Source organism: Hydrogenophaga pseudoflava NBRC 102511 (genome assembly GCF_001592285.1).
Lineage (GTDB): Bacteria > Pseudomonadota > Gammaproteobacteria > Burkholderiales > Burkholderiaceae_C > Hydrogenophaga > Hydrogenophaga pseudoflava.
Map to the genome: position 1 here is coordinate 24403 of NZ_BCWQ01000018.1, position 25723 is coordinate 50125.

General features: G+C 68.7%; 27 protein-coding genes. 11 read left to right on the top strand and 16 right to left on the bottom strand.

Annotated features, from left to right (window positions below; translation table 11 throughout):
- Position 1 precedes the first annotated feature (1 nt).
- Genes mrdA through HPS01S_RS19210 form a run of 4 tightly spaced genes read right to left on the bottom strand, consistent with a single transcriptional unit; the run spans position 2 to position 4513 of the window.
- Entirely contained in the window at positions 2-1951 is a 1950-nt protein-coding gene (mrdA, locus tag HPS01S_RS19195; RefSeq protein ID WP_066159921.1) for a penicillin-binding protein 2, read from the bottom strand.
- Position 1952: 1 nt separating this feature from the next.
- A complete protein-coding gene (gene mreD, locus HPS01S_RS19200) occupies positions 1953-2483 on the bottom strand; it encodes a rod shape-determining protein MreD (RefSeq protein ID WP_066159924.1) in 531 nt (176 codons plus the stop codon).
- The gene (gene mreC / locus HPS01S_RS19205) at positions 2480-3427 is read right to left on the bottom strand and encodes a rod shape-determining protein MreC (RefSeq protein WP_066159927.1); all 948 of its coding nucleotides are present in this window, start codon (positions 3425-3427) and stop codon (positions 2480-2482) included. The genes mreD and mreC overlap by 4 nt, the downstream gene beginning before the upstream one ends.
- A 42-nt stretch (positions 3428-3469) precedes the next feature.
- A complete protein-coding gene (locus HPS01S_RS19210; protein WP_066159930.1) occupies positions 3470-4513 on the bottom strand; it encodes a rod shape-determining protein in 1044 nt (347 codons plus the stop codon).
- Between the two features lie 266 nt (positions 4514-4779).
- Here HPS01S_RS19210 and gatC point away from each other — a divergent pair, with 266 nt between their 5' ends.
- The 3 genes from gatC to gatB are packed head-to-tail and all read left to right on the top strand — an operon-like array spanning position 4780 to position 8035.
- Positions 4780-5079, top strand: coding sequence for an Asp-tRNA(Asn)/Glu-tRNA(Gln) amidotransferase subunit GatC (gene gatC / locus HPS01S_RS19215; RefSeq protein WP_066159933.1), 300 nt, complete (start codon positions 4780-4782; stop codon positions 5077-5079).
- Positions 5076-6572, top strand: a complete 1497-nt coding sequence (gatA, locus tag HPS01S_RS19220) for an Asp-tRNA(Asn)/Glu-tRNA(Gln) amidotransferase subunit GatA (protein WP_066159936.1) — start codon at positions 5076-5078, stop codon at positions 6570-6572. Before gatC ends, gatA begins: the two co-directional genes overlap by 4 nt.
- A gap of 2 nt (positions 6573-6574) precedes the next feature.
- Positions 6575-8035 (top strand): Asp-tRNA(Asn)/Glu-tRNA(Gln) amidotransferase subunit GatB, encoded by a 1461-nt coding sequence (gene gatB / locus HPS01S_RS19225; protein WP_066159939.1) that lies wholly within the window; start codon positions 6575-6577, stop codon positions 8033-8035.
- A gap of 32 nt (positions 8036-8067) precedes the next feature.
- On the opposite strand, the gene HPS01S_RS19230 is transcribed toward gatB, so the two are convergent.
- Positions 8068-8730 (bottom strand): DUF4124 domain-containing protein, encoded by a 663-nt coding sequence (locus tag HPS01S_RS19230; RefSeq protein ID WP_255284259.1) that lies wholly within the window; start codon positions 8728-8730, stop codon positions 8068-8070.
- Positions 8731-8739: 9 nt separating this feature from the next.
- The gene (gene pyrE / locus HPS01S_RS19235) at positions 8740-9456 is read right to left on the bottom strand and encodes an orotate phosphoribosyltransferase (protein ID WP_066159945.1); all 717 of its coding nucleotides are present in this window, start codon (positions 9454-9456) and stop codon (positions 8740-8742) included.
- A 10-nt stretch (positions 9457-9466) separates the two neighbouring features.
- On the opposite strand from pyrE, the gene HPS01S_RS19240 reads away from it, so the two are divergent.
- The 3 genes from HPS01S_RS19240 (at position 9467) to HPS01S_RS19250 (ending at position 12106) form a co-directional block, all read left to right on the top strand.
- Positions 9467-10258 carry an exodeoxyribonuclease III gene (locus HPS01S_RS19240; RefSeq protein WP_066159948.1) on the top strand — a complete coding sequence of 264 codons (792 nt, stop codon included), beginning with the start codon at positions 9467-9469 and terminating at the stop codon, positions 10256-10258.
- A 203-nt stretch (positions 10259-10461) separates the two neighbouring features.
- A complete protein-coding gene (locus HPS01S_RS19245; protein WP_066159951.1) occupies positions 10462-11403 on the top strand; it encodes a LysR substrate-binding domain-containing protein in 942 nt (313 codons plus the stop codon).
- 64 nt (positions 11404-11467) lie between these two features.
- The gene (locus HPS01S_RS19250) at positions 11468-12106 is read left to right on the top strand and encodes an MBL fold metallo-hydrolase (protein WP_066159955.1); all 639 of its coding nucleotides are present in this window, start codon (positions 11468-11470) and stop codon (positions 12104-12106) included.
- 24 nt (positions 12107-12130) lie between these two features.
- Here the strand turns inward: HPS01S_RS19250 and HPS01S_RS19255 are convergent, their stop codons facing one another.
- Positions 12131-12367, bottom strand: a complete 237-nt coding sequence (locus HPS01S_RS19255; protein ID WP_066159958.1) for a PA2433 domain-containing protein — start codon at positions 12365-12367, stop codon at positions 12131-12133.
- A gap of 47 nt (positions 12368-12414) precedes the next feature.
- The gene (locus HPS01S_RS19260; RefSeq protein ID WP_066159959.1) at positions 12415-13269 is read right to left on the bottom strand and encodes a M48 family metallopeptidase; all 855 of its coding nucleotides are present in this window, start codon (positions 13267-13269) and stop codon (positions 12415-12417) included.
- Between the two features lie 70 nt (positions 13270-13339).
- Between HPS01S_RS19260 and HPS01S_RS19265 the strand changes: the two genes are divergently transcribed.
- Positions 13340-14767 (top strand): AmpG family muropeptide MFS transporter, encoded by a 1428-nt coding sequence (locus HPS01S_RS19265; RefSeq protein WP_066159962.1) that lies wholly within the window; start codon positions 13340-13342, stop codon positions 14765-14767.
- Here the strand turns inward: HPS01S_RS19265 and HPS01S_RS19270 are convergent.
- Positions 14733-16280, bottom strand: coding sequence for a class I adenylate-forming enzyme family protein (locus HPS01S_RS19270; protein ID WP_066159965.1), 1548 nt, complete (start codon positions 16278-16280; stop codon positions 14733-14735). The genes HPS01S_RS19265 and HPS01S_RS19270 overlap by 35 nt on opposite strands.
- A gap of 80 nt (positions 16281-16360) precedes the next feature.
- On the opposite strand from HPS01S_RS19270, the gene HPS01S_RS19275 reads away from it, so the two are divergent.
- Together HPS01S_RS19275 and HPS01S_RS19280 are read left to right on the top strand one after the other, a co-directional pair.
- The gene (locus HPS01S_RS19275; protein ID WP_066159968.1) at positions 16361-17092 is read left to right on the top strand and encodes a response regulator transcription factor; all 732 of its coding nucleotides are present in this window, start codon (positions 16361-16363) and stop codon (positions 17090-17092) included.
- Entirely contained in the window at positions 17092-18345 is a 1254-nt protein-coding gene (locus tag HPS01S_RS19280) for an ATP-binding protein (protein ID WP_174545268.1), read from the top strand. The genes HPS01S_RS19275 and HPS01S_RS19280 overlap by 1 nt, the downstream gene beginning before the upstream one ends.
- Before the next feature lie 312 nt (positions 18346-18657).
- On the opposite strand, the gene HPS01S_RS19285 is transcribed toward HPS01S_RS19280, so the two are convergent.
- The 5 genes from HPS01S_RS19285 to radA form a co-directional block, all read right to left on the bottom strand.
- Positions 18658-19488, bottom strand: coding sequence for a glycosyltransferase (locus HPS01S_RS19285; RefSeq protein WP_066159973.1), 831 nt, complete (start codon positions 19486-19488; stop codon positions 18658-18660).
- 2 nt (positions 19489-19490) lie between these two features.
- Positions 19491-19700 carry a zinc-finger domain-containing protein gene (locus tag HPS01S_RS19290; RefSeq protein ID WP_066159976.1) on the bottom strand — a complete coding sequence of 70 codons (210 nt, stop codon included), beginning with the start codon at positions 19698-19700 and terminating at the stop codon, positions 19491-19493.
- Positions 19701-19709: 9 nt separating this feature from the next.
- Complete coding sequence (locus tag HPS01S_RS19295) at positions 19710-20651, bottom strand: branched-chain amino acid transaminase (protein ID WP_066159979.1); 942 nt, start codon at positions 20649-20651, stop codon at positions 19710-19712.
- A 95-nt stretch (positions 20652-20746) separates the two neighbouring features.
- Positions 20747-21145: a glycerate kinase gene (locus HPS01S_RS19300; protein WP_066159982.1), complete on the bottom strand. Its 399-nt coding sequence runs from the start codon at positions 21143-21145 to the stop codon at positions 20747-20749.
- A 60-nt stretch (positions 21146-21205) separates the two neighbouring features.
- Positions 21206-22582 (bottom strand): DNA repair protein RadA, encoded by a 1377-nt coding sequence (gene radA / locus HPS01S_RS19305; protein WP_066159985.1) that lies wholly within the window; start codon positions 22580-22582, stop codon positions 21206-21208.
- A 66-nt stretch (positions 22583-22648) separates the two neighbouring features.
- Here radA and HPS01S_RS19310 point away from each other — a divergent pair, with 66 nt between their 5' ends.
- Positions 22649-23800 carry a hypothetical protein gene (locus HPS01S_RS19310; RefSeq protein WP_066159988.1) on the top strand — a complete coding sequence of 384 codons (1152 nt, stop codon included), beginning with the start codon at positions 22649-22651 and terminating at the stop codon, positions 23798-23800.
- On the opposite strand, the gene HPS01S_RS19315 is transcribed toward HPS01S_RS19310, so the two are convergent.
- Both HPS01S_RS19315 and HPS01S_RS19320 read right to left on the bottom strand, forming a co-directional pair.
- Positions 23791-24096 carry an antibiotic biosynthesis monooxygenase family protein gene (locus HPS01S_RS19315; RefSeq protein WP_066159991.1) on the bottom strand — a complete coding sequence of 102 codons (306 nt, stop codon included), beginning with the start codon at positions 24094-24096 and terminating at the stop codon, positions 23791-23793. The genes HPS01S_RS19310 and HPS01S_RS19315 overlap by 10 nt on opposite strands.
- Before the next feature lie 2 nt (positions 24097-24098).
- Entirely contained in the window at positions 24099-25139 is a 1041-nt protein-coding gene (locus HPS01S_RS19320) for an NAD(P)H-dependent flavin oxidoreductase (RefSeq protein ID WP_066159995.1), read from the bottom strand.
- 95 nt (positions 25140-25234) lie between these two features.
- Here HPS01S_RS19320 and hpaR point away from each other — a divergent pair, with 95 nt between their 5' ends.
- Positions 25235-25723: a homoprotocatechuate degradation operon regulator HpaR gene (gene hpaR, locus HPS01S_RS19325; RefSeq protein ID WP_066159998.1), complete on the top strand. Its 489-nt coding sequence runs from the start codon at positions 25235-25237 to the stop codon at positions 25721-25723.

Consider the following 25723-nt stretch of genomic DNA (forward strand, 5'->3'; position numbering starts at 1 on the left):
CTCAGGGGCTGTCCCAGGGCACCTCGCTGGCCTTGAGCGGCGTGCCGATGGGCGGGCCGGCTTCTCCCTTCTGCACCGCGGCCAGGTCCTGCGGGTTCGGGTACTGGTCCATCAGCAGGTAGTCGAACACGCGCCGCGCGATCGGCGCCGCAGCGGCCGCGCCGAAGCCTGCGTTCTCGACCACCACGGCCAGCGCCACGGTGGGGTTCTCCAGGGGCGCGAAGGCCAGGTAGAGCGAGTGGTCGCGCTGGTGTTCTTCGAGTTTGCGGGCGTCGTAGCGGTCCTTCTGGCCAATGGTCACCGCCTGGGCCGTGCCGGTCTTGCCACCGCTGAGGTAGCCGGCACCGGCGAACACCCGCGTCGACGTGCCTTCGACAGTGACACCGTGCATGGCGCGCAGCACGGTGTCGATGTTCTGGCGCTTGAACCCCAGGTTGACTTCGGCGGGCGTGGGCAGGGGCGTGCGCTCGCGCGTCAGCACGTTCTCGGTGGCCAGCGTCAGGTGGGGCGTGCGCTTGATGCCGCCGCCCGCCAGCGTGGCCATGGCGTGGGCCAGCTGCAGCATGGTGAAGTTGTTGTAGCCCTGGCCGATGCCCAGCGAGATGGTTTCGCCCGGGTACCACTTCTGCTGCTCGGGCCGCTTGTAGGTCTTGCGCTTCCACTCCTGGTTGGGCAGCACGCCGCGCACCTCGCCCTTGAGGTCGATGCCGGTGATCTGGCCGAAGCCCAGCGGCGCCATGAAGTCGTGCATGGCCTCCACACCCATCTCGTTGGCCAGCGAGTAGTAGTAGACGTTGCTCGACTTGACGATGCTGCGGTGCATGTCGACCGCGCCCAGGCCGCCGTCGCCGTGGCTGCGGAAGCGGTGGTTGCCGAACATCCAGTAGCCCGGGTCGTTGATGACGGAGCTCGCGCTGCGGGTGCCGGTTTCCAGTGCGCCCAGGGCCATGAAGGGCTTGTATGTGGAGCCGGGCGGGTAGGTGCCGCGCAGGGCGCGGTTGAGCAGGGGTTTGTCCAGCGACTCGTTGAGCGCTTTCCAGCTTTCCGAGTCGATGCCTTCGACGAACAGGTTGGGGTCGAAGGTCGGTTTGGAGACGAAGGCCAGCACCTCGCCGTTGCGCGGGTCGATGGCCACCAGCGCGCCACGGCGCTCGCCGAACATGTCCTCCACCAGCTTCTGCAGCTTGATGTCGATCGACAGGACCACGGTGTTGCCCGGGGTGGCCGGCGTGTTGGCCAGCGAGCGCACGGCGCGGCCGCCGGCCGAGGTCTCGACGCGGTCAAAACCGGTGACGCCGTGCAACTCGCGCTCGTACTGCTGCTCGGTGCCCAGCTTGCCGATGTGGTCGGTGCCGCGGTAGTTGGCCTGGTCTTCTTCCGGCCACTCCTCGATGCTTTCCTTCTCCCGCTGGTTGATGCGGCCGATGTAGCCGATCACATGGCTGGCGACCTCGCCATGGGGGTAGTGGCGGATCAGGCGCGCGCGCACATCCACCCCGGGAAAACGGTAGCGCTGCGCGGTGAAGCGGGCGACCTCGTCGTCGGTCAGGCGGGTGCGGATGGGCAGCGAATCGAAGCGCCGCGACTCTTCGAGCAGCTTGCGGAAGCGCCGCTTGTCGCGCGGCTGGATGTCGACCAACTCGCCCAGCGCCTCGATGGTGCCGTCCAGGTCCTCGACCTTGGAGGGGGTGATCTCCAGCGTGTAGGCCGAGAAGTTGGTGGCCAGCACGCGGCCGTGCCGGTCCAGGATCTGCCCGCGGTTGGGCACCACCGGCAGCACCGCGGTGCGGTTGCTCTCGGCCTGGGCGTCGAGCTCGTCGTGGCGCAGCACCTGCAGGTAGACCATGCGCGCGGCCAGCAGGCCGAACGCAAACAGCACCGCCAGCCCCGCCACCACCACCCGGGTGCGGAACTGCGCCAGGTCGGCTTCGACATTGCGAAGTTCGGTCATGTCAGAGGGGGCGGTTGTCGTCCGGGTCCGGTGCGCGGCGCTGGGGCGCCAGCAGCAGCACCGAGGCCACTGGCCACAGCGCGGCTTCGATCACCGGCGCCAGCAGGTGGCTCCAGCTCGGAAAGCCGTCGCCGGCGATCAGCCGCACCAGCCACTCCAGCGCGTGCACCGCGAAGAACAGCGGCAGCACCTGCACCGCCTGCGTCGGCACGTCGAACCACAGCAGGCGCCGGTGCATGAACACCGCGAAGTAGCCGAGCACGGTGTAGGCCAGGGCGTGCTGGCCCAGCAGGGCGCCCTGGTGCACGTCGATCACCAGACCGAAGAAGAAGGCCGTGCCCACACCGATGCGCAGCGGCTGGTGCACGCTCCAGAACACCAGGGCCACGACCAGCAGGTCCGGCGTCCAGGCGGCGCGGCCCCACAGGCCCATGTTCATGAGGATGTTGATCAGCAGCGCACCGATCAGGCTGCTCCAGATGAACACCGGGTTGGCCGGCAGCAGCAGCTGCTGCCCGGGGCGCATGATCATGGCGACCTCCCGCGGTCGGATGGGGTGGCCGCGACCGGGGGCGCTCCCTTGCCGGCAGCGGCCGGGCCTGCTGGCGGCGCGGGCAGCGACTGCCCCACGGGCGTGAGCACCAGCACATGCAGCACCCCCTGCATGCGGGCCACCGGCGCGCAGTTGATGCGGGTGAACGAGGACTCGGCGCGGCGTTCGACCTTGGTGATGCGCCCCACCGGCAGGCCCGCCGGGTAGACCCCGTCGACGCCGCTGGTGGTCAGGAGGTCGCCCTCGTTGATGTCGGCGTTGGCCAGCGTGTAGCGCAGCTCCAGCCCATCGCCGTCTTCGCCGGGCTGACCATAGACCACACTGCGCACACCAGTGCGGGTGTTGAGCACCGGGATGGCCTGGTCGCGGTCGATCAGCATCGTGACCTCGGACACCAGGGGGTAGACGCGCGTGACCTGGCCCAGCACGCCGCTGTCGTCGATCACGGGCGATCCCGGCACGATGCCATGGGTCTGGCCGCGGTCGATGACCACCTTGCGCGAATAGGGGTCGGCGGCGTCGTAGAGCACCTGTGCGCCGGTGGCGGGCGTGGTGATGCGCTCGCGCATCACCAGCAGTTCGCGCAGGCGCTGGTTCTCCAGGGTCAGTTGCTCGACCTGCAGCGCTCGCTCGGCCTGGGTCGCGAGTTGCGTGCGTGCGTCGGACGCCACCTGCTCGGCGGCGTGCAGGCTGGTGAAGTAGCCGCCGGCCTGGCGGGCGGCGTCCACCGGCTGCATCACCAGCCACTGCACCGGGTACAGGGCCGTGGCGAGCGCCGCGCGCAGCGGCATGGTGATCTGGAAACGGGTGTCCGCGACCATCAGGAACAGCGCGACCGCGCTGAACACCATGAGCTTGGACAGGGCCGACGGCCCCTGTTTGAAAAACGGGGGCGGGGTGCGGTCCAGGGTGCCCAGTGGCATGGCGGGATGGGCTCTCGACGGGGCCGGTGATCCGGCGCGCGCTTATTCGCTGGTGAAGATGGTGCCCAGGCGCTCCATGCGCTCCAGGGCCATGCCGCAGCCGCGCACCACGCAGGTCAGTGGCTCTTCGGCCACCAGCACCGGCAGGCCGGTTTCTTCGGCCAGCAGGCGGTCCAGGTCGCGCAGCAGGGCGCCACCGCCGGTGAGCATCATGCCGCGCTCGGCGATGTCGGCGCCGAGCTCGGGGGGGGTCTGCTCCAGGCCCATCTTGACCGCCGAGACGATGTTGTTGAGCGGGTCGGTCAGTGCCTCAAGGATTTCGTTGCTGGAGATGGTGAAGCTGCGCGGCACTCCCTCGGAGAGGTTGCGGCCCTTGACTTCCATTTCCTTGACTTCGCTGCCCGGGAAGGCCGAGCCGATGTTCTTCTTGATGGCTTCGGCGGTGGGTTCACCGATCAGCATGCCGTAGTTGCGGCGGATGTAGGCAATGATCGCGTCGTCGAAGCGGTCACCGCCCACGCGCACGCTGCCCTTGTAGACCATGCCGCCCAGCGAGATCACGCCGACTTCGGTGGTGCCGCCGCCGATGTCGACCACCATGGAGCCCGAGGCGTCGGAGACCGGCAGGCCGGCGCCGATGGCCGCGGCCATGGGTTCTTCGATCAGGTAGACCTCGGAGGCGCCGGCACCCAGGGCGGATTCGCGGATGGCGCGGCGCTCGACCTGGGTCGAGCCGCAGGGCACACAGATGATGATGCGCGGGCTCGGCTTGAACATCGAGCGTGGGTGCACCATCTTGATGAACTGCTTGAGCATCTGCTCGGTGACGGTGAAGTCGGCGATCACGCCGTCCTTCATCGGGCGGATGGCCTCGATGTTGCCGGGCACCTTGCCCAGCATGGCCTTGGCTTCGTGGCCCACGGCCTGGATGGTCTTCTTGCCCTGGGGGCCGCCTTCGTGGCGGATCGAGACCACAGAAGGTTCGTCAAGGACGATGCCCTTGCCGCGAACGTAGATCAGGGTGTTGGCGGTGCCAAGGTCAATGGCCAGGTCGGTCGAGAAACTCCGACGGAACGCTTCAAACATGGTGCGAAAAATCCTGTGGGGCGCGACCGCCGCTTCGTGTGGCCGCCGCCGGGTGCGGGTCGGAGGAAATCCGGTTAAGTCCTTGATTCAGCGACAAAAACGGCCCGATGGGCGGTCGGGGTCGCCAAACCTTGGATAATACCGTATCCCCTGTGCATAACTGCGCGCAACGGGGGCGAAATCATCTCCTTTACAGGCCGTTTCAGCCGCCTTGCGGTTCGCCCGGGCCTGATTTCTTTCGACCGACCGTCCCGGAATTCCCCGTCATGTCCCTGACCCTGACCGACATCGGCCGCATCGCCAACCTGGCCCGGCTGGAAATGCCCCCGGCCCAGGCCGAGCGCATGCTCACCCAGCTCAATGGCTTCTTCGACATCGTCGAGCAGATGAAGGCGGTGGACACCACCGGCGTGGAGCCGCTGGCCCACCCGACCGCCGTCATCGACCACGTCAGCCTGCGGCTGCGTCCCGACGTGGCCAGCGAGCCCAACAACCGCGAGGCCAACCAGCGCAGCGCCCCTGCCGTCGAACGCGGCCTGTTCCTCGTGCCCAAGGTGATCGAATGAGCTCGAAGCAGATCCATGAAATGGGCGTGGCCGAACTGGCCACCGCCATTGCCGACAAGAAGACGTCCGCCGCTGAAGCCGCTCAGGCCCTGCTCGGCCGCGCGAAGCAGCATGAGAACCTGGGCGCCTATCTGGCCTTCAACGAAGACCTGACCCTGTCACAGGCGAAGGCCGTCGACGCGCGCATCGCGGCCGGCGAACGCGGCCCGTTGCTGGGTGTGCCGCTGGCGCACAAGGACATCTTCGTCACACAGGGCTTCCCCAGCACCGCGGGCAGCAAGATGCTGGAGGGTTACCAGAGCCCCTTCGACGCCACCGTGGTCGCCAAGCTCGCACAAGCCGGTGCCGTGACCCTGGGCAAGCTCAACTGCGACGAGTTCGCCATGGGCGGCAGCAACGAAAACTCCGCTTACGGCGTGGCCCGCAACCCCTGGGACACCGACCGTGTGCCCGGCGGTTCCTCGGGCGGCTCGGCCGTGGCGGTCGCCGCGCGCCTGGCGCCGGCCGTCACCGGCACCGACACCGGTGGCTCCATCCGCCAGCCCGCAAGCTTCTGCAACGTGACCGGCATCAAGCCCACCTACGGCCGCTGCTCGCGCTACGGCATGATCGCCTTCGCCTCCAGTCTGGACCAGGCCGGCCCGATGGCGCGCAGCGCCGCCGACTGCGCCATGCTGCTGACGGCCATGGCCGGCCCGGACATCGACCGCGACTCCACCAGCCTGGACCACCCGGCCGAGGACTACACCCGCCTGCTCGGCACGCCGCGCGAAGGCGCCAGCGCTGCCCAGCCGCTCAAGGGCCTGCGCATCGGTCTGCCCAGGGAGTTCTTCGGCGAAGGCTGTGCGCCCGATGTGGTCGCCGCCGTGCGCGCCGCGCTGAGCGAGTACGAAAAGCTCGGTGCCACGCTGGTCGACATCTCGCTGCCGCGCACCGAGCTCTCCATCCCGGTCTACTACATCATCGCGCCGGCCGAGGCCTCGTCCAACCTCAGCCGTTTCGACGGCGTGAAGTTCGGCCACCGCGCTGCGCAGTACGACGACCTGATCGACATGTACAAGAAGTCGCGCAGCGAGGGCTTCGGCCCCGAGGTGCAACGCCGCATCATGATCGGCACCTACGTGCTGAGCCACGGCTACTACGATGCCTATTACCTCAAGGCGCAACAGATCCGTCGCCTGATCGCGCAGGACTTCCAGAACGCCTTCACCCAATGCGACGTGATCGCCGGCCCGGCCGCGCCCACCACCGCCTGGAAGATCGGCGAGAAAAGCGACGACCCGGTCGCCAACTATCTGGCCGACATCTTCACGCTGCCGGCCTCGCTGGCCGGCCTGCCCGGCATGAGCGTGCCGGCGGGCTTCGGTTCGGGCCAACTGCCTGTGGGCCTGCAGCTGATCGGCAACTACTTCCAGGAAGCCGCGCTACTGCAAACCGCGCACGCTTTCCAGGAGGCCACCGACTGGCACACGAAAACGCCGGAGGGCTTCTGAACATGAGCGACAAGAAACAAGTTTCCCTGCTGGTGCAAGGCTACGAAGTCGTCATCGGCTTCGAGACCCACGCGCAGCTGGCCACGCAATCCAAAATCTTCAGCCGCGCGCCCACGGCCTTCGGTGCCGAGCCGAACACCCAGGCCTGCGCGGTGGACTTGGCGCTGCCGGGCACGCTGCCGGTGATGAACCGCGAGGCCGTGGCCTGCGCCATCCGCCTGGGTCTGGCGCTGGGCTCGCACATCGCCGAGCAGAGCGTGTTCGCACGCAAGAACTATTTCTACCCCGACCTGCCCAAGGGCTACCAGATCAGCCAGTTCGAGATCCCGGTGGTGCAGGGTGGCGAGGTCAGCTTCTTCCTCGGCGACGAGAAAAAGACCGTGCGCCTGGTGCGCGCCCACCTCGAAGAAGACGCGGGCAAGAGCCTGCACGAAGACTTCATCGGCCAGTCGGGCATCGACCTCAACCGCGCCGGCACGCCGCTGCTGGAGATCGTGACCGAGCCGGACATCCGCTCCAGCGCCGAGGCCGTGGCTTATGCGAAAGAGCTGCACAAGATCGTGACCTGGATCGGCATCTGCGACGGCAACATGCAGGAAGGTTCGTTTCGCTGCGACGCCAACGTCTCGGTGCGCAAGCCAGGCGCGCCGCTGGGCACGCGCCGCGAGATCAAGAACCTGAACTCGTTCAAGTTCATGCAGCAGGCCATCGACTACGAGGTGCGCTGGCAGATCGAACAGATCGAGGACGGCCACGCCATCCAGCAGGCCACGGTGCTGTTCGACCCCGACACCGGCGAGACGCGCGCCATGCGCACGAAGGAAGACGCGGCCGACTACCGCTACTTCCCCGATCCTGATCTGCCGCCGCTGGTGATCGCGCGTTCGTGGGTCGATGAGGTGAAGGCCAGCATGCCCGAGCTGCCGCGCCAGATGGCCGAGCGCCTGGTGGCCGACTACGGCCTGCCGGAATACGACGCCACCACGCTGACGCAGAGCCCGGCGATGGCGGCGTATTTCGAGACCGCGGCCAAGGCATCCGGTCAGGCCAAGATGGCGAGCAACTGGATCATGGGCGAGGTCTCGCGCCGGCTGAACAACGAAGAGAAGGACATCGCCCAGGTGCCGGTGAGCGCCGACACGCTGGCCGCGCTGCTCAAACGCATCGCCGATGGCACGGTGTCGAACAACGCCGCCAAGCAGGTGATGGACGCGTTGTGGGCAGGCGAAGGCCAGGACGTGGACACCGTCATCGAAGCCAAGGGCCTCAAGCAGATGAACGACTCTGGCGCGCTGGAGAAGATCATCGACGAGGTGATGGCCGCCAACGCCCCGATGGTCGAGCAGTTCCGCGCCGGCAAGGACAAGGCCTTCAACGCGCTGGTGGGCCTGGTCATGAAGGCCAGCAAGGGCAAGGCCAACCCGCAGCAGGCCAACGAGCTGCTCAAGCAAAAGCTGGGTTGAGAAGGCTGCGCCGTGTCAGCGGCGCAGCGGAGTCACCGTTTCACCCAGAGCGTGCGCAGCTTGGCGAGCTCTTCGTCGAACCGGGCGTTGATTCGCTGCTTCTCCAGGTTCTGGTCGCTCAGGAAGCGGTTCTGCACCTGCACCTGCTGGGCGTTGTCTTCCAGTTTGCGCTGCAGCCAGGGCGGCGCCTTTTTGGGGTCGCCCTGATAGAACTCCAGCTCCTGGTCGATCTCCTGGCGCTGCCTGCCCAGTTCGGTCACGCGCTTTTTCACCGCCTCGATGACCTCGTCGATCTGCTTGAGCGCTTCGGCACGCTCCTTGTCGTGCATGGCCTGGTTGGGGTAGCGGATCAGCAGGGCCCGCTCGCGCCGCCGCTCTTCGGCGATCCGCGAGCGCTCCAGCTCTTCCGCCCGGCGCTGCTCCTCAAGGCGGGCCCTTTCTTCGGCCGTGTAGCTGGGCGGCACGACCCGCCGGACCGTGCCCGAGGCGCCCAGTTCCTTCTGTTCCCGGTCCAGGCAGTCAACGATGGGGCGGTCCGAGGTGAGTCGTCGCCCCTTGCTGTCCACACAGCTGTAGATGCCGCCGCTGTTCTTTTCCTGGGCCACGGCCAGCGGGGCCGTCAGGGCCAGCAACAGCATGCCCGTACCGGCCAGGCAGTGGCAATAAGTGGCGGCGGTGGGCACAGATCGGATCAAGGCGTTTCCTCAGGCAACGCCGTAGCGTTCGCGGTAGGCCAGCACGCGGTCCCGGTGCTGGTTCAGTTCGGCACCTGTATGGCCCGTCAGATACTGCAGCAAATCCTCCAACCTCGCAATGGCGCAGACCTTGAGACCGAGGGCGTTCTGCACATACTGCACGGCGCTGTGGTCCACATCCCGCACGCTGCCGTCGGCGGCTTTCTCGGTGGCTTTCTCCTGCCGGTCCAGTGCGATGGCCACGGCGTGCGCGGTGGCGCCGGCGGCCTGGATCAGGGCGATCGATTCGCGCGCGGCGGTGCCGGCGCTCATCACGTCGTCGACGATCAGCACCCGGCCCTTGAGCGGCGCACCGACCAGCGTTCCACCCTCGCCGTGGTCCTTGGCTTCCTTGCGGTTGTAGGCAAACGGCACATTGCGACCCAGGCGGGCCAGCTCGATGGCCACGGCGGCGCCCAGCGGGATGCCCTTGTAGGCGGGGCCGAAGATCATGTCGAACTCAATGCCACTGGCGATCAGGGCCTGTGCATAGAATTGCGCGAGCCGGCCGAGCTTGGCACCGTCGTCGAACAGTCCGGCGTTGAAGAAGTAGGGCGACAGGCGGCCGGCCTTGGTCTTGAACTCGCCAAAGCGCAACACGCCCGAGTCCACGCAGAACTGCACGAAGTCCTGCGCCAGCGAATCCTTTTTTGCACCGGCGCCCACGGCGCCCGCATCCAACGACATGGGGAAATCCTTGTTCAAACTGACCAGCCTCAACCTCAACGGCATCCGTTCGGCCAGCAACAAAGGGCTGGAAACCTGGCTCGCCGGGCATGCGCCGGATTGTATTTGCGTGCAGGAGGTCAAGGCCCAGGCCGCCGACGTAGCCGGTCGGTTCGAAGAGATGGTCGGCCTCAAGGGGCACTTCCATTTCGCGGAGAAGAAGGGCTACTCGGGCGTGGCGGTCTACACCCGGCACGAGCCGAGTGACGTGGTCATTGGCTTCGATGGCGGCGAGTTCGACGCCGAAGGGCGTTGGGCCGAGTTGCGCTTCGACACCCCCAAGCGCAAGTTCTCGGTCATCAGCGTGTACTTTCCCAGCGGTTCGTCCGGTCCCGAGCGGCAGGAGGCCAAGTACCGCTTTCTGGACCTGGTGTACCCGCACCTGATGGCGCTGAAACAGAAGCGCGAGTTCGTGATCTGCAGCGACGTCAACATCGCGCACCAGGAAAAAGACCTGAAGAACTGGCGCAGCAACCAGAAGAACAGCGGCTTCCTCCCCGAAGAGCGCGCCTGGATGACGAAGCTGCTGAACGAAGGCGGGCTGGTCGACGTCTACCGCCGGCTGCAGCCCGATACCACCGACACCTGCTACACATGGTGGAGCAACCGGGGGCAGGCCTATGCCAACAACGTGGGGTGGCGGCTGGACTACCACCTGGCGACCCCGGCGTTCGCCGAGACCGCGCGCAGCGAGGCGATCTACAAGGGCGAGAAGTTCAGCGACCACGCCCCGATCACCATCGAATACGACTTCCAACTCTGAGCCGCTGCTCAAAACCCTGGGCCACACCGCCGGTGAGCGGTGCTGCGGACGACCGTGCCGGCCTGGTGGGGCGCTGACTGACCGCTTGTGGCGGGCAGGACGGTGGTCCGCTGGGGTGTGTGTATTGAACGCGGGCCAGGGTCATCTGTCCAATACAGAGCATTCACACTACCATCTCGAAAACAGATGGATTGGTGCTTGCGATGGAACTCAGACAGTTGCGCTATTTCGTGGCGATCGCCGACAGTGGCAGCGTCACCAAGGCGGCCGAGCGCGTGTTCGTGGCGCAGTCGGCGCTGAGCCACCAGCTCGCGCAGCTGGAGGCGGAGCTGGGGGTCAGCCTGTTCGAGCGCTCACGCCGCGGGGTCGGCCTGACCGAGGCCGGGCAGCGGTTCTTTCCGCACGCCGTGTCGATCCTTCGTCAGGCCGAGGAAGCCGTGGCCAGTGCCCGCAGCACCCGCCAGGAGCCGGAAGGCCCGGTGGTGTTCGGCCTGCCGCACAGCGCCTCCAGCGCCTTGGCGCTGCCGCTGATGCGCGAGGTGAGGCAACGCTTTCCCCGGGTGACGCTGGAGCTGACGGAGGAGCTGACCGGGAACCTGTCGCGCCAGCTGCGCACCGGCCAGATCCAGCTGGCGGTGCTGTTTGACGATGGCCAGCTCGGCGGCTTTTCGGTCACCCCTGTGCTGAGCGAGCAGCTCTGCCTGATCGAGCCGGCCAGTGCGCCCAGGACGGGGCGCCGCGGTCGCACGCTGACCCTCCAGCAGGCCCTGGCGCAACCGCTGATCCTGCCGGCCAGCCCGCACGGTGTGCGCCCGATCATCGAGGCCGCGGCGGCTGCCGCAGGCTTGCCACCACCGCGGGTCGAGGCGGACATCAGCTCGATCAGCATCCTGCGCACCACGCTGCTGGCCGGCCTGGGCCGCACGCTGCTGCCGGTCATGCCCCTGCAAGCCGACATCGACGCGGGCCTGCTGCGCGCCACGCCGGTGGGCCCTCCGCCCCTGGAGCGGGTGCTGGCGGTGTGCAGCTCGGCGCATATTCCCCGCTCCACCGCTTGCCAGGCGGTGGCCGCACTGGCGGTGGCGACCATGCAGCAGCTCTGTCGCCAGGGGCAATGGGTGGGTGCGCGTTCCCTGGTTGGCTGACCTGGGTGGTGGAGAATCCGGGGGCTGGCCACCGCCCCACCGACTTTCGCGATGCCGACCCACCATGTTCCGCTACCAGACCATCCCCGTCACCGCCTTTGCCCAGAACTGCTCCATCGTCTGGTGCGATGAAACCCGCGACGCCGCCGTGATCGACCCGGGCGGCGACCTCGACCGGCTGGTCGACGCGGCGAAGCAGCTGGGTGTGCAGCTCAAGGCCATCTGGCTGACCCATGCCCACATCGACCACGCGGGCGGCACCGCCGAACTGGCCGAGCGGCTGGGCCTGCCCATCATCGGCCCGCACCCGGGCGACCAGTTCTGGATCGACGGCCTGCCGCAGCAGAGCCGGATGTTCGGTTTTCCGCCCGCCGGGCACTTCACTCCGACGCGCTGGCTGGCCGACGGCGACACGGTGCAGATCGGGCGCTGCACGCTCCACGTGCGGCACTGCCCGGGCCACACGCCGGGCCACGTGGTGTTCCACTCGCCCGAGGCGCAGCGGGTCTTCGTCGGCGATGTTCTGTTTGCCGGCAGCATCGGCCGCACCGATTTCCCGCAGGGCAACCACGCGCAGCTGATCGCCAGCATCAGGGACCGGCTCTGGCCCATGGGGGACGACACGGTGTTCATCCCGGGGCACGGGCCGGAGGGCACGCTGGGCGAGGAGCGGCGTTTCAACCCGTATGTCCAGGTGGCCTGAACGGCCGGCCCGGACACCGCCCGCTCAGAGGCCGAGCAGCTTCTTCGCGTCGCCGAGGGCCTTCATGGACTCGTCGTGCTTGCCTTCCTTGTGCATCTTTTCTCCTTGCGCGCGCAAGGACTTCACCTTGTCCATGTCGGCCGCGGACAGGCTCGGGCTGGTGCCGAGCTTGGCATCGATCGCCTTCATTTCGTTGGGACAGTTGTGGGCAAAGGCCGCCGAGCAGAACAGCAGGGCGGACGCGGTCACCAGGGCTTTCATGGCGTGTCTCCTTCGGGTGGACGTCGGCAGTCGCCGACGGGCGGATGCTAGCCCCGCCGGGCCTGCTCGTACAGCCCTTGCACCTTCGGCACGTTCGCCTGCAGCTGCTTGATGCGCTCCGGTCCGCTGGGGTGGGTGGAGAGGAAGGCGATGCCATTGCCGCCGCCGGCCTTGGCCATCTTCTGCCAGAGGCTGACGCTGGCATTGGGCTGGTAGGCGCCGCGCGCCGCCAGTTCCAGGCCGACGAGGTCGGCCTCGCTCTCGTCTTCGCGGCTGAACTTGAGCGTCAGCAGCTGCGAGCCCATGTCGGCGGCGACCGCGCCCAGGTTGCCCAGACCCAGCAGTTCGGCGCCCAGGCGCAGGCCGAGGTTGGTGGCGCTGCTTTTGGCCAGGCGTTCGCGCGCGTGTTCGCGCAGCGCGTGGGCCATTTCGTGACCCATGATCATCGCGGTCTCGTCGTCGCTGAGCTGCAGCTTGTTCAGGATGCCGGTGTAGAAGGCGATCTTGCCGCCGGGCAGGCAGAAGGCGTTGATCTGGTCGCTGTTGATCAGCGCCACCTGCCACTGCCAGTCCTTTGCGCGCGGGTTCCAGGCGGCGGTGAACGGAATGATCTTTTTCGCGATGGCGTGCAGGCGCTTGGTCTGCGGGTGGTCCACGGGCATCAGTGCGTTCTGCTTCTTCGCCTCTTGGACCGTGGCCACAAACTGCTGGGCGCCGGCTTTTTCAATCGTTTCGGCGGGCACCAGCTTGCGCATGCTCGACGCCTTGCCGACGTCGACCTGGGCCATGGCCGGTGCGGCCGCCGCCGCGGACGCGGCGAGCAGGAAGGCCCGCCGGGCCTGCCAGGGGCCGGCGGCCGGGGTCTCGGGTGAGCGCTGTTTGAGGTCGCAGAGAAAGCACATGGGCCAATAATAGGCAAAGCCCCCGTCGCCTGCCACGGGTCCGCCGCTTGGCCTCGCGCCCACCCTGTTCATGAACCAGCCATCCGTCACGCCAGCGTCGCCCGACACCCACGCCGCCACCCCCCGGCCCAGCTGGGGAGAGACCCTCAGGGCCTATCTGGAACCGGCCAGCCTGCGCATGTTCGCGCTCGGATTTGCGGCCGGCCTGCCGCTGCTGCTGGTGCTGGGCACACTGAGTTTTCGCCTGCGCGAGGCCGGGCTGGACCGCACCACCATCGGTTACCTGAGCTGGGTCGGTCTTGCATACGGTTTCAAATGGGTCTGGTCGCCGCTGGTCGACCGGCTGCCGATCCCGCTGCTGACCCGCGCGATGGGCCGCCGCCGCAGCTGGCTGCTGCTGTCGCAACTCGCGATCATGGTGGCGCTGGCGGGCATGGCGTTCGCCGACCCGCGCGCCCACCTGGACACGGTGGTCTGGTGCGCGCTCGCGGTGGCCTTCGCCTCGGCCACGCAGGACATCGCACTGGACGCCTACCGCATCGAGTCGGCCGACGCCGCCCACCAGGGCGCGCTGGCAGCGACCTACCAGACCGGCTACCGGCTGGCCATGATCTGGGCCGGTGCCGGCGTGCTCTGGCTGGCGGCGCGGGCCGAGGTGGCGCCTGTGGCGGCGCAGGCGGCGGCTGCATTGGCGGGGACTGTCGAAGGTGCCAAACCGGCGCCCGGCGCGCTCTACCAGAACGCCGCCTGGACCACGGCCTATCTGGTGATGGCGGCGAGCATGCTGGTGGGTGTGGTCACGGTGCTTTTTTCGCGCGAGCCGGCGCAGGTGGCGCTGCCGCCCAGCCGCAACGCGGCCGAGTGGTTCCGCGGTGCCTTCGTCGAGCCGTTTGCCGATTTCCTCAAGCGCTACGGCACCCATGCCGTGCTGATCCTGGCGCTGATCGGCGTCTACCGCATCAGCGACGTGGTGATGGGCATCATGGCCAACCCGTTCTACGTGGACATGGGCTACACCAAGGACGAGGTGGCCGCGGTCACCAAGGTCTACGGCGTGATCATGACCCTGGTCGGCGCCTTCATCGGCGGTGCGCTCTCGCTGCGGCTGGGCGTGATGCGGGTGCTGATGCTCGGCGCCATTCTCTCGGCCGCCAGCAACCTGCTGTTCGCCTGGCTGGCCGGGCACGGGCACGACGTGACCGCGCTGATCGCCGTGGTCTCGGCCGACAACCTGAGCGCGGGCGTGGCCTCGGCGGCCTTCATCGCCTACCTGTCGAGCCTGACCAACGTCAGCTACTCGGCCACGCAGTACGCGCTCTTCAGTTCCATGATGTTGCTGGCGCCCAAGTGGCTGGCGGGCTACTCCGGTGCCTTCGTCGACGCATACGACTACCCGACCTTCTTCACCGCCACCGCGCTGCTCGGGCTGCCGGTGCTGGTGCTGATCTGGCTGGCCACCCGCGTCAGTTCGCCGGCGGCGTCTCCAGCAGCGCCTTGAGCGCCGCCTTCTGGACCTTGCCCAGCGCGGTGCGCGGCAGGGCCTCCAGCCGCACCCAGCGACGCGGCCACTTGTAGCGCGCCAGCCGGCCATCGAGGAAGGCGCGCAGCGGCGCGTCCCAGCCCTCCGCAGCGGCCGATGCGTCGCGCAGCACCACCACCGCCACCGCGACCTCCCCCCAGCGCGCGTCGGCCTGCCCGACCACGCTGCATTCGGCCACCGCCGGGTGGGTGGCGATCAGGTTTTCGATCTCGGCCGGGTAGATGTTCTCGCCGCCCGAAATGATCATGTCCTTGGCGCGGCCAACCACCGTGAAGCTGCCGTCCGCGGCCTGCTGCGCCAGGTCGCCGCTGTGGAAGAACCCGTCGGCGTCGAGGGCGGGCCGGTCGGGCCAGTAGGTCGCGACCACGTTGGGCGCGCGCACCGCGATCTCGCCGACCTGTCCAGCGGGCGCGGGCCGGCCGTCGAAGCCCAGCAGCCGGATGTCCACGCCCGGCGCCGGCCAGCCGCAGGAGCCGAGGTGGGTGGCGGCGTGCTCCGGTGGCAGGGCGATGGAGAACGGGCCGGTCTCGGTGCTGCCGTAGACATTGCTCACCGGCACGCCGCGCGCCATGAAGGCCTTGAGCGGCTCGGGTGGCAGCACCGAAGACCCGGCCCAGACCGTGCGCAGGCATGAGAGTTCGGTGGCGGTCCAGCCGGGGTGGGCGGTCAGCGCCTGCAGGGTGGCGGGCACCTGCAGCGTCAGGCTGGGTCGTTCCTCGGCAATGGCACGCAGCGTGGCCGTGGGGTCGAAGCGGCTGTGCAGCAGCACGGTGGCGCCGACCGAGAGCGCTGGCAGGGTCTGGATGCACAGGCCGCCCACGTGGAACAGCGGCAGCACGGTCAGCACCGTGTCCTCCGCCGTGAGGCCCTGCACCTGCGCGGCGATGGCCATGTTCGCGAGCAGGTTGCCCTGGGTGTGTACGGCGGCCTTGGGCGTGCCGGTGGAGCCCGAGGTATAGACCAGCAGCGCCGGGCGGTCCAGCGCCTCGGTCGGGGCTTCCGGCAGCAGGGTCGACGGCGCGCACGCGAGCAGGTGGTCGAGCGTCAGGTCGACCGGGCGACCGGGGCCGTCGCAGAGCACGCCCGCCGCCTCGTTGAACGAGGTGTCGTGCACCAGCAGCTTGGGCGTGCAGTCGTCCAGCACCGCGGTCCACTCCGCCGCCGCCAGCCGGGTGTTCAGTGGCACCAGCACCGCCTCCAGGCGCCCGAGCGCGAACAGCGCGGCGATCAGCGCCGGGTGGTTCAGGCCCAGCCAGGCCACGCGGTCGCCCGGTCGCACACCCAGCACCATGAAGCAGCGGGCCAGCGTGTCGGCGACCGCGTTGAGCCGGGCGAAGCTCCAGTCGCTGCGGGTGTCCGTCGCGGTGTCGAGCCAGCGGATGGCCGGGGCGTCGGGCTGGGTCTGCACCAGACCGTGCAGCAGACCAGGCAGCGAGCGGGCGGGCAGGGCAGGGGCGTCGGGCGTGAACATGGCGGCAACTTTACGTGAGCGAGACAAACGGTTCACGCGCATGGGAGACCATGCATGGTCCAGGTCTATAAACTGCCTGCATGAACGCCCCGACCCCCACCCGCCTCCTGATGATCGAAGACGATGCGCGCCTGGCGCAGATGGTCACCGAGTACCTGGCCCAGTCCGGCTACGAGGTGACCCACGCGCCCGACGGCGAAAAGGGTCTGGAACAGCTGCCGCTGCTGCAGCCCGAGCTGGTGATCCTGGACCTGATGATGCCGGGCATCGACGGCCTGGAGGTCTGCCGCCGCATCCGGGCCCTGCCCAATGGCAACGCCCGCGTGCCGGTGCTGATGCTGACGGCCAAGGGCGACCCGATGGACCGCATCATCGGCCTCGAACTCGGCGCCGACGACTACCTCCCCAAACCCTTCGAGCCGCGCGAACTGCTGGCGCGCATCCGCGCCGTGCTGCGACGCCGCGGTGAGGCGACTGCCGCCGCGGCCACGACGCGCGCCACACCGGTGCTGTGCTTCGGCTCGCTGGAGATCGACCGCGACGCTCGCACGGTGCAGGTGGCGGGCAAGGCCTGCGAGCTGACCTCCTACCAGTTCGATCTGCTGGTGGCGCTGGCCGAACGCGCCGGCCGCGTGCTCACGCGCGACCAGATCATGGAGGCGGTGCGCGGACGCGAGCTCGAAGCCTTCGACCGCAGCATCGACGTGCACATCGGCCGCATCCGCAACGCCATCGAGGCCGACAGCAAGGAGCCCAAGCGCATCCTCACGGTGCGCGGCGTGGGCTACGTGTTCGCGAAACAGCAAGACTGATGAAAAGCCTGCTCGGTCAGAAGCTCTACCTCCGCATCTGGCTGGCCATCGTGGCCGCCGTCGCGGTGCTGACCCTGGTTGTCGGCTGGCTGTGGCAGATGGCGCTGGACCGCGACCGCGAGGAGCGCGACGCGCGGATCGCGCGCGAGATCGTGTTGCGCAATGGCGCTGGCGAGGTGCTCGGCGCGGCGCCGGCACAGGCGGTGCGGGTTCCCGGCCAGGGGCTGGAGTTCCAGGTGCAGATGAAGGATGGTCAGACCTTGTACATCCAGCTGCCGCGCCCGAACCGGCAGCCCGGCAGCCCCGCGCCGGGGCGGCGCAGCCTGTTCGGCCTGCAGTCGCCGATCGGCTTTGCCTGGCTGCTGGGCCTGGTCGGGCTGGCTGTGGCGCTGGGCGCCTACCCGATCGTGCGGCGCCTGACCCAGCGGCTGGAACGGCTGCAGCGCGGCGTCGAGCGCTGGGGGCAGGGCGACCTCAGCGCCCGCCTGCCGGTCAGCGGGCAGGACGAGGTGGCGTTCCTGGCCGAGCGCTTCAACGCGGCGGCCGAGCGTGTGCAGACCCTGATGCTCTCGCACAAGACCCTGCTGGCCAATGCCTCGCACGAGCTGCGCTCGCCGCTGGCCCGCATCCGCATCGGACTGGAGCTGCTGGGCAACGACCCGGCGCGCGCGCCGCAGCGGGCCGAGATCGCGCGCAACATCGACGAGCTGGACCAGCTGATCGACGAGATCCTGATGGCCAGCCGGCTGGACCTTCGCGACGCCAACGAGGCTTCGGCGCTGGGGCCGACCGAGGAGGTCGACCTGGTGGGGCTGGCGGCCGAGGAGTGCGCGCGCACCGGCGCCGACCTGGACGTGGCCGAAGGCATTTCGCCGGTGCTGGTGCAGGGGTACCCCAAGCTGCTGCGCCGACTGCTGCGCAACCTGCTGGAGAACGCACGGCGCTACGGCCACCGGCCGGAAGCGGGGGGCTCCGCCGAACCGGCCCGTCTGGGCATCGACCGGATCACGGCGCCGGGTGGCCAGGCCCTGGTGCGGGTGAGCGTCGAGGACCGTGGTCCGGGCGTGCCGGCCGAACTGCGGGAGCGCATCTTCGAGCCGTTCTACCGGTTGCCAGGAGCCAGCGAGAGCGTGGGTGGGGTGGGTCTGGGCTTGTCGCTGGTGCGGTCGATCGCCCAACGGCACCTGGGCAGCGTGCGCTGCGAAGACCGCCCCGGAGGCGGTGCGCGCTTTGTCGTCGAATTGCCTCTGTAACTGGGTGTAAATATTGTTGGCTTCCCGGACGTGCGATTTGTCACGACATTGTGGGCTTGGCAGCATTTGGTGCTGATTTGCCGCCCAAGTTTTGAGCGAATTGCAACAAAGGTCCACAGTTCTCCCCCAAACAGGGGATGGTCGGAAGGTGTGCCGCAACGCACAATTCGCGGGTTGCTGTCACAACAAAGCGAGTGACGGCTCAATTCCAAACCCAAAACGTCGCTCGCACCGGTCTCCCAACGACGTCCTTCCAAGGACTTTCAAAGCCACCGCAAGGTGGCTTTTTTTTGGTCGGTGCGCGGGGCATCGTCAGAGCTCGACGATGCCGTGGGTCGTGGTGGTCTTGCCTTGCCGCAGCGCCTGGCGCGCCGCCTGTTTGTTGCGCACGCGTTCGTCCGGGTGGGCATAGTCGCGCCGGTGTTCCAGGTGCAGCACGGGAGCCGTGTACCGCAGGTGGACCCCCCGGATGCCCGCGTTGTTGAGGCGGAAACCCAGTTCAATGTCCTCGGCGCCGTAGCCGAAGTTCTCGTCGAATCCGTTCACCCGGATCAGGTTGATGCGCGCGGTGGAACTGTTGCCGCCGTTCCAGGTGCGGCGAACGGTGGTCAGGCGCTCGGCCAGATGCGAGGCCCAGGGTGGGTAGAGGCCGGCCTTGAGTCGGGCGCTGGTGTTGCGCAGGGCGTCGTGTGAGGCGAGCCAGGACGGCGTGAAGACCTCGCCCGAGTCGACCCCTGGTGCCTGCACCGCCTCGCTGGCGGCCAGGGTGAGCCGGATCACCCCGCCGGTGCAGAAGCGCCGGGGTCGCGCCAGCGCGAGGTGGCGCGCCACGAAGTGCTCGGACGGCAGGCAGTCGCCATCGAGGAAGACCAAATAGTCGGCGGTCGAACTGGCGATGGCTTTGTTGAGGATGCGGTTCTTGCGAAAGCCGCGGTCTGCCTGCCAGATGTGGCGCAACCGGGGACCCAGGCGTTGCTGCCACGCCGCGATCAGTTCGGCGGTCTGCGGCCCCGAACCGTCGTCGGCGATGCAGATCCGGAAGTCCGGCTGGCTCTGCCGAAGCAGCGCGTGCAGCACCAGGTCCAGCGCACGGGGGTGGTTGTAGGTCGAGACCACCACCTCGACGCTGCCCACCGTCCCCATGTTCAATGTCCGTGCGCCACCACTTCGCCGGCCTTGAGGGCGTACACCGTGCCGCAGTAGGGGCAGCGGGCTTCACCGGTCTTGGCCACGTCCAGGTACACCCTGGGGTGGCTGTTCCAGAGCTTCATGTCGGCCTTGGGGTTGGGACAGAACACGCCGCCCTGCGGGTTCAGGTCCTTGGCGGCCAGTTCGATCTTGGAAGAAGTGCTCATGGGTGTTCCTCAGACCTTGGAGAGCCAGTGCGCGTATTTGGGATTGCGGCCACCCACGATGTCGAAGAACGCGTTCTGGATCTTCTCGGTGACCGGGCCGCGGCTGCCTTCGCCCAGGGTGATGCGGTCGAGTTCGCGGATCGGCGTCACTTCGGCGGCGGTGCCGGTGAAGAAGGCCTCGTCGGCGATGTAGACCTCGTCGCGGGTGATGCGCTTCTGCACGATCTCCAGGCCCAGGTCCTTGGCGATGTGGAACACCGTGTTGCGGGTGATGCCGTTGAGGGCGCCGGCCGACAGGTCGGGCGTGTAGATCACGCCGTTCTTGACCACGAAGATGTTCTCGCCCGCGCCTTCGGACACGAAGCCCGAGCTGTCCAGCAGCAGGGCCTCGTCGTAGCCCTCGTCGGTTACTTCCATGTTGGCCAGGATGGAGTTGGTGTAGTTGCTCACCGCCTTGGCCTGCGTCATGGTGATGTTGACGTGGTGGCGGGTGTAGCTGCTGGTCTTGACGCGGATGCCGCGCTTGAGACCCTCTTCACCCAGGTACGCGCCCCAGGCCCAGGCCGCGACCATCAGGTGGATGGTGTTGCCCTTGGGAGAGACGCCCAGCTTCTTGTCGCCGATCCAGGTCAGCGGGCGCAGGTAGCAGGATTCGAGCTTGTTCTCGCGCACCACGGCCTTCTGGGCCTCGTTCACCTGTTCCTTGGTGAAGGGGATGGCCATGCGCAGGATCTTGGCGCTGTTGAACAGGCGGTCGGTGTGTTCTTCCAGGCGGAAGATGGCGGTGCTGCCGTCGGCCGTCTTGTAGGCACGCACACCCTCGAAGGCGCCGCAGCCGTAGTGCAGCGTGTGGGTCAGCACGTGGATCTTGGCGTCGCGCCAGTCCACCATCTGGCCGTCCATCCAGATCTTGCCGTCGCGGTCGGACATCGAGGGAATCACGGGGCTCATGCGGGGTCCTTTGAAAATGGGGTGTCTCAGGCGCGGTCTTGCGCCGCAGAAACACGCATTTTAGGTGCCCGTCCCGGGCGCCGAACCGGGTGTGCTCAGTCCTCGGCCGGCGGGCGCTGCAGCTCCCAGCCGGTCACGCGGCCGCCCTGCAGGGTGACGGTGACGGTGGAGCCGCCATTGTCGGTCCAGCGGTAGCGCTCGGGTTCTTCGCCTTCGGCGCTCAGGCGCTCGCCCAGCGAGCGGGTCATGGCGATGACGTGCATCAGGTTCACCCCGGGCTTGAGCTTGGCATTGAGCATCACCGCGCTGGCCACCCAGCCCATGGGCCGGTCGGCGGCGCGCTTCATCACCGTCATCATCCGCGTCCAGTGCAGCAGCAGCCACATCACCAGACCTCCACCCACGGCGGCCACGCCCGCCCAGCCGTACTGGCGCCCGGCGAAGACGAGCAGACCGATGACGAGCAGGGGAACGGCGACGCGCTGGAAGTTCATGGCGAGATTGTCGGGGCAGCTGTGCACGAGGCCACTGCGGAATCTGCGTAGATCACCCCGTCAGGCCAGGCTGCGCGCCAGTTCCATGGCCTCTTCGATGCGGTCCACGCCGTGGATGGTCAGGCCTTCGAAGGCCTTGTCGTTTTTCTTCGGGGCGTTGGCCTTGGGCACGACCGCCACGGAGAAGCCCAGTTTGGCGGCTTCCTTCAGGCGCTCTTGTCCGCGCGGCGCGGGCCGCACCTCGCCGGCCAGGCCCACCTCGCCGAAGGCGATGAAGCCCTTGGGCAGGGCGCGGCCGCGCAGGCTGCTGGTGATGGCCAGCATGACGGCCAGGTCGGCCGCGGGTTCGCTGATGCGCACGCCGCCGACCGCATTGACGAAGACGTCCTGGTCCATGCAGGCCACGCCCGCGTGGCGGTGCAGCACCGCCAGCAGCATGGCCAGGCGGTCGCGGTCCAGGCCCACCGACAGGCGCCGCGGCGACGGGCCACCGCTGTCCACCAGCGCCTGGATCTCCACCAGCATGGGCCGCGTGCCTTCCAGCGTCACCATCACGCAGCTGCCGGGCACCGGCTCGCTGTGCTGGCTGAGGAAGATCGCGCTCGGGTTGCTCACGCCCTTGAGGCCCTTCTCGGTCATGGCGAACACGCCGATCTCGTTGACCGCGCCAAAGCGGTTCTTGATGGCGCGGATCAGGCGGAAGCTGCTGTGCGTGTCGCCCTCGAAATACAGCACCGTGTCGACCATGTGCTCCAGCACACGAGGGCCGGCCAGCGCGCCTTCCTTGGTCACGTGGCCCACCAGCACGATGGCCGTGCCGCTGGCCTTGGCCGCGCGCGTGAGGTGGGCGGCGCATTCGCGCACCTGCGCCACCGAACCCGGCGCGCTGGTGAGCTGCTCGGAGTAGACGGTCTGGATCGAGTCGATCACCGCGATGGCGGGTTGGTGCGCCGACAGCGTGGCCAGGATCTTCTCCAGCTGGATCTCGGCCAGCACCTGGACCTGCGAGCCGTCCAGGCCCAGCCGGCGCGAACGCAGCGCGACCTGGGCGCCCGACTCTTCGCCGGTGACGTAGAGGGTCTTCTGGCCGGCGCGCTGCAGCGCGTCCAGCGCCTGCAGCAGCAGCGTCGACTTGCCGATGCCTGGGTCGCCGCCGATCAGCACCACGCCGCCTTCCACCACGCCGCCGCCCAGCACGCGGTCGAGTTCGTCGTGGCCGGTGGGCGTGCGCTGCACGTCGGTGGCTTCGATGTCGGCTAGGGTGGTGACCTCGGCCGTCTTGGCCAGTGCGGCGAAGCGGTTCTTGGTCGGGGCGCTGGATTCGGCGACCGATTCGATCAGCGTGTTCCAGGCGTTGCAGTGCGGGCACTTGCCCAGCCAGCGCGGGCTGGTGCCGCCGCATTCGTTGCAGGTGTATTGGGTCTTTTCTTTGGCCATGTGGCCGGCAATATAGTCGACACCCCGACGGGCCGGTCCACGCCCGGTCCTTCGCCCGCCGCCACTGTGTCCGCCACCCGTTCCCCTTCTTCCTCGCACCGCATCGTCCCCGCCGCCGCCCTGCAGGCCCTGGCGCCGGGCGAGCAGCCGCTGTCGGCCGCGGCCCGCGCCTTCAACCTGCAGCTGACCCGGGTCGACAAGCTGCGCGCGCAGCTGGACGAACTCGACACGCTGTGCCAGGCGCACCGGGCCGAGCGCCACCGCTGGCTCACGCCCCTACAGCAGCAGCGGCGCCAGCAGATGCGCGCCCTGGCCCTGGCGCTGGAAGCGCACCTGCAGGGCAAGGCGCTCAGCCGCCTGCAGCAGGAGACGGCGACCGAGGCGCTGTGCGCACTGGCGCAGACCCTGGCGGACGAGGGCGAGGCCGACATGGTGGCCCTGCACGACCGGCACAGCCGCCAGACCTTGGCGCAGAAGAAGCAGGCCGCGGCCGACGCGATGCGCGCTCGTCTGGAGGCCGCGTTGGGCGAGCCGCTGGCCGGTGACGATGAGGATCTGTCCATGGACGAGCTGGTGCGCGCCGGCATGGCGCGGCTGCGCGAGGCGCGCGACGAAGAGCAGGCGCGCCGCCAGGCCAGGGCACAAGCCCGCAAGGCGCGCAAACAGCCGGGCACGCAGCAGGCCGAAGCGCAGGCGCAAGCGGCCGACGCCGAGACCCAGCTGCGCACCCTGTTCCGCCAGCTGGCCAGCGCCCTGCACCCCGACCGCGAGCCCGACGAAACCGAGCGCCAGCGCAAGACCGCGCTGATGAGCGAGGCCAACACGGCCTACGCGCGCAAGGACCTGGTGACGCTGATGCAGATCCAGCTGCGCGCCGAACTGGCCGACCCCACCGCGGTGTCGCGCCTGGCGGACGACCGGCTGGCCGCGCTGACCCTGCTGCTCAAGCAGCAGGTGGCGGGTCTGGAGCGCGAACGTGCGGCGCGGCAGGGCCAGCTGGCGGCCGAATTCGAGCTGCCGCACGCTCAGGTGGCCAACCCGAACACGCTCAGGCAGGCGCTGCTGGCGCAGGTGGCGGGGCTGGAAGCCCAGCTGGCGCAGCTGGAGCAGGACCTGGCCGCGGCGCAGGACGCGGCGGCGCTCAAGCGCTGGCTCAACCGCCAGCGCGAAGCGCCGCGCCCGGTGCGGGCGGACCGCGACCCCGACGACTACGTCTGAGCGTCGGCCGGGTGGCGGTAGCGCCGCGTCACCTCGGCGATCTCCACCGAGTAGCTGGCGTACCAGCGCTCGCGGCCCAGCCGCTGCGCCATCAGGTGGTCGGTGTGCTGCTTCCAGGCGCGGATGCTGGCCTCGTCGGGCCAGTAGGACAGGGCGATCTCCTGGTCGCCCTCGGTGACGGCGGTGAAGTCCAGGCAGCCGAACTGCGTCAGCGCGAGCTGGCGCATCTGCGCGGCCATGGCGCTGTACTCGGCGTCGAGGTCGCGGGCCTTGGCGCGGAAGATCACGACGAACATGGTCAGAAACCTTTCAGCAGGTCGCGGGTGATCTCGGCCGCTGGCGCGCTGCGGCAACCGCTGGCGTTCTGGCCGCTCCACAGGGGGGAGAAGTCGCCGCTGCCCTGCTTTTCAAAATGCGCGCGCAGCGGCGCGATGGCGGCGGTGGCGGTGGGGAAGGCGGGTGCCTCCGGGCTGAGTGGCCCCAGCTCGCGCATCACCCGGTTGACGATGCCGCGCGCCGGCCGGCCGCTGAACAGCGTGGTCAATGCCGTGTGGCGCGCCGTTTCGCTCTGCAGTGCGGCGCGGTGGATGGGGGAGGTCAGGGCCTCGTCGCTGCACAGGTAGGCCGTGCCCACCTGCACGCCGGCCGCACCCAGCGCCAGCGCGGCGCGCACCCCGGCTGCATCGGCGATGCCACCCGCTGCGATCACCGGCACCTGCACGGTGGCCACGATCTGCGGCAGCAGGGCGAAGGTGCCGACCTGGGTTGTGAGGTCGTTGGTCAGGAACATGCCTCTATGGCCGCCCGCCTCAGAACCCTGCGCGATCACGGCATCGACGCCTTGGGCTTCGAGCCACAGCGCCTCGTCCACCGTCGTCGCCGACGACAGCACCACGCTGCCCCAGCCCTTCACGCGCGCCAGCAGGTCGGACGCTGGCAGGCCGAAGTGAAAGCTCACGATGGGCGGCCGGAACGGCTCGACGAGGTCGGCCACCGCGTGGCTGAAGGGCACGCGCCCCGCGCCGGCCGGCACGGCGGCGATGTCCAGCCCGGCCTCGGCGTAGAACGGTGCCAGCGCCTCGCGCCAGCGGGCCTCGCGCGCCGTGTCGGGTGCGGGCGGCGTGTGGCAGAAGAAGTTGACGTTCCAGGGCCGGTTGGTGCCTTGCGAGAGGGTGGTCAGCTCTTGCACCAGCGCCTCGGGCGTGAGCAGGGCGGCGGGCAGGGCGCCGATGCCGCCGGCCTGGCAGACCGCCAGCGCCAGGGCCGAACCCTGCGAACCGGCCATGGGCGCCTGCAGCAGCAGGCGATCGACGTTCAGGCGTTGGGCGAGCGAGTTCATGCCGCGATTGTCGGTCGGTCCCCGGGGTGAGGGTTAACCCCTGTTTCGAGAAGGTCGGAAAAACATTTAACATATTAAATAAATCGCACAAACCCATGGCCACCGACGACAGCACCCTTTCTTTTGTCCACCGCAACCTCCCGCGCCTGCTGCTGGAGGCGCGCGAGGCGGTCATGCAGCACACCCGCCCGAGCCTGCGCGAGCACGGCCTGTCGGACCAGCAGTGGCGCGTGCTGCGCGTGCTGGGCGAACACGCGCGCGACCCGGCCGGCGTGGAGACTGGCCGGGTGGCGCGCGAGGCGCTGCTGCTCGGCCCCAGCCTGACCGGCGTGCTCACCCGCATGGAACGCGACGGCCTGATCACCCGCAACCGCTGCCCGCAGGACGCGCGCCGCACCGTGGTGCGCGCCACGCCCGCTGGCCTGAAGCTGGTGCGCAAGCTCTCGCAGACCATCGAATCGCACTACCAGTGGATGGAAGCGCAGCTGGGCCCGCAGCGTCTGGCACAGCTCTACGACCTGCTGGACGACGTGATCGCGCTGGAGGCGCCGGGCGGCGTCGAGGTCGACGACATCGAGGAGTGA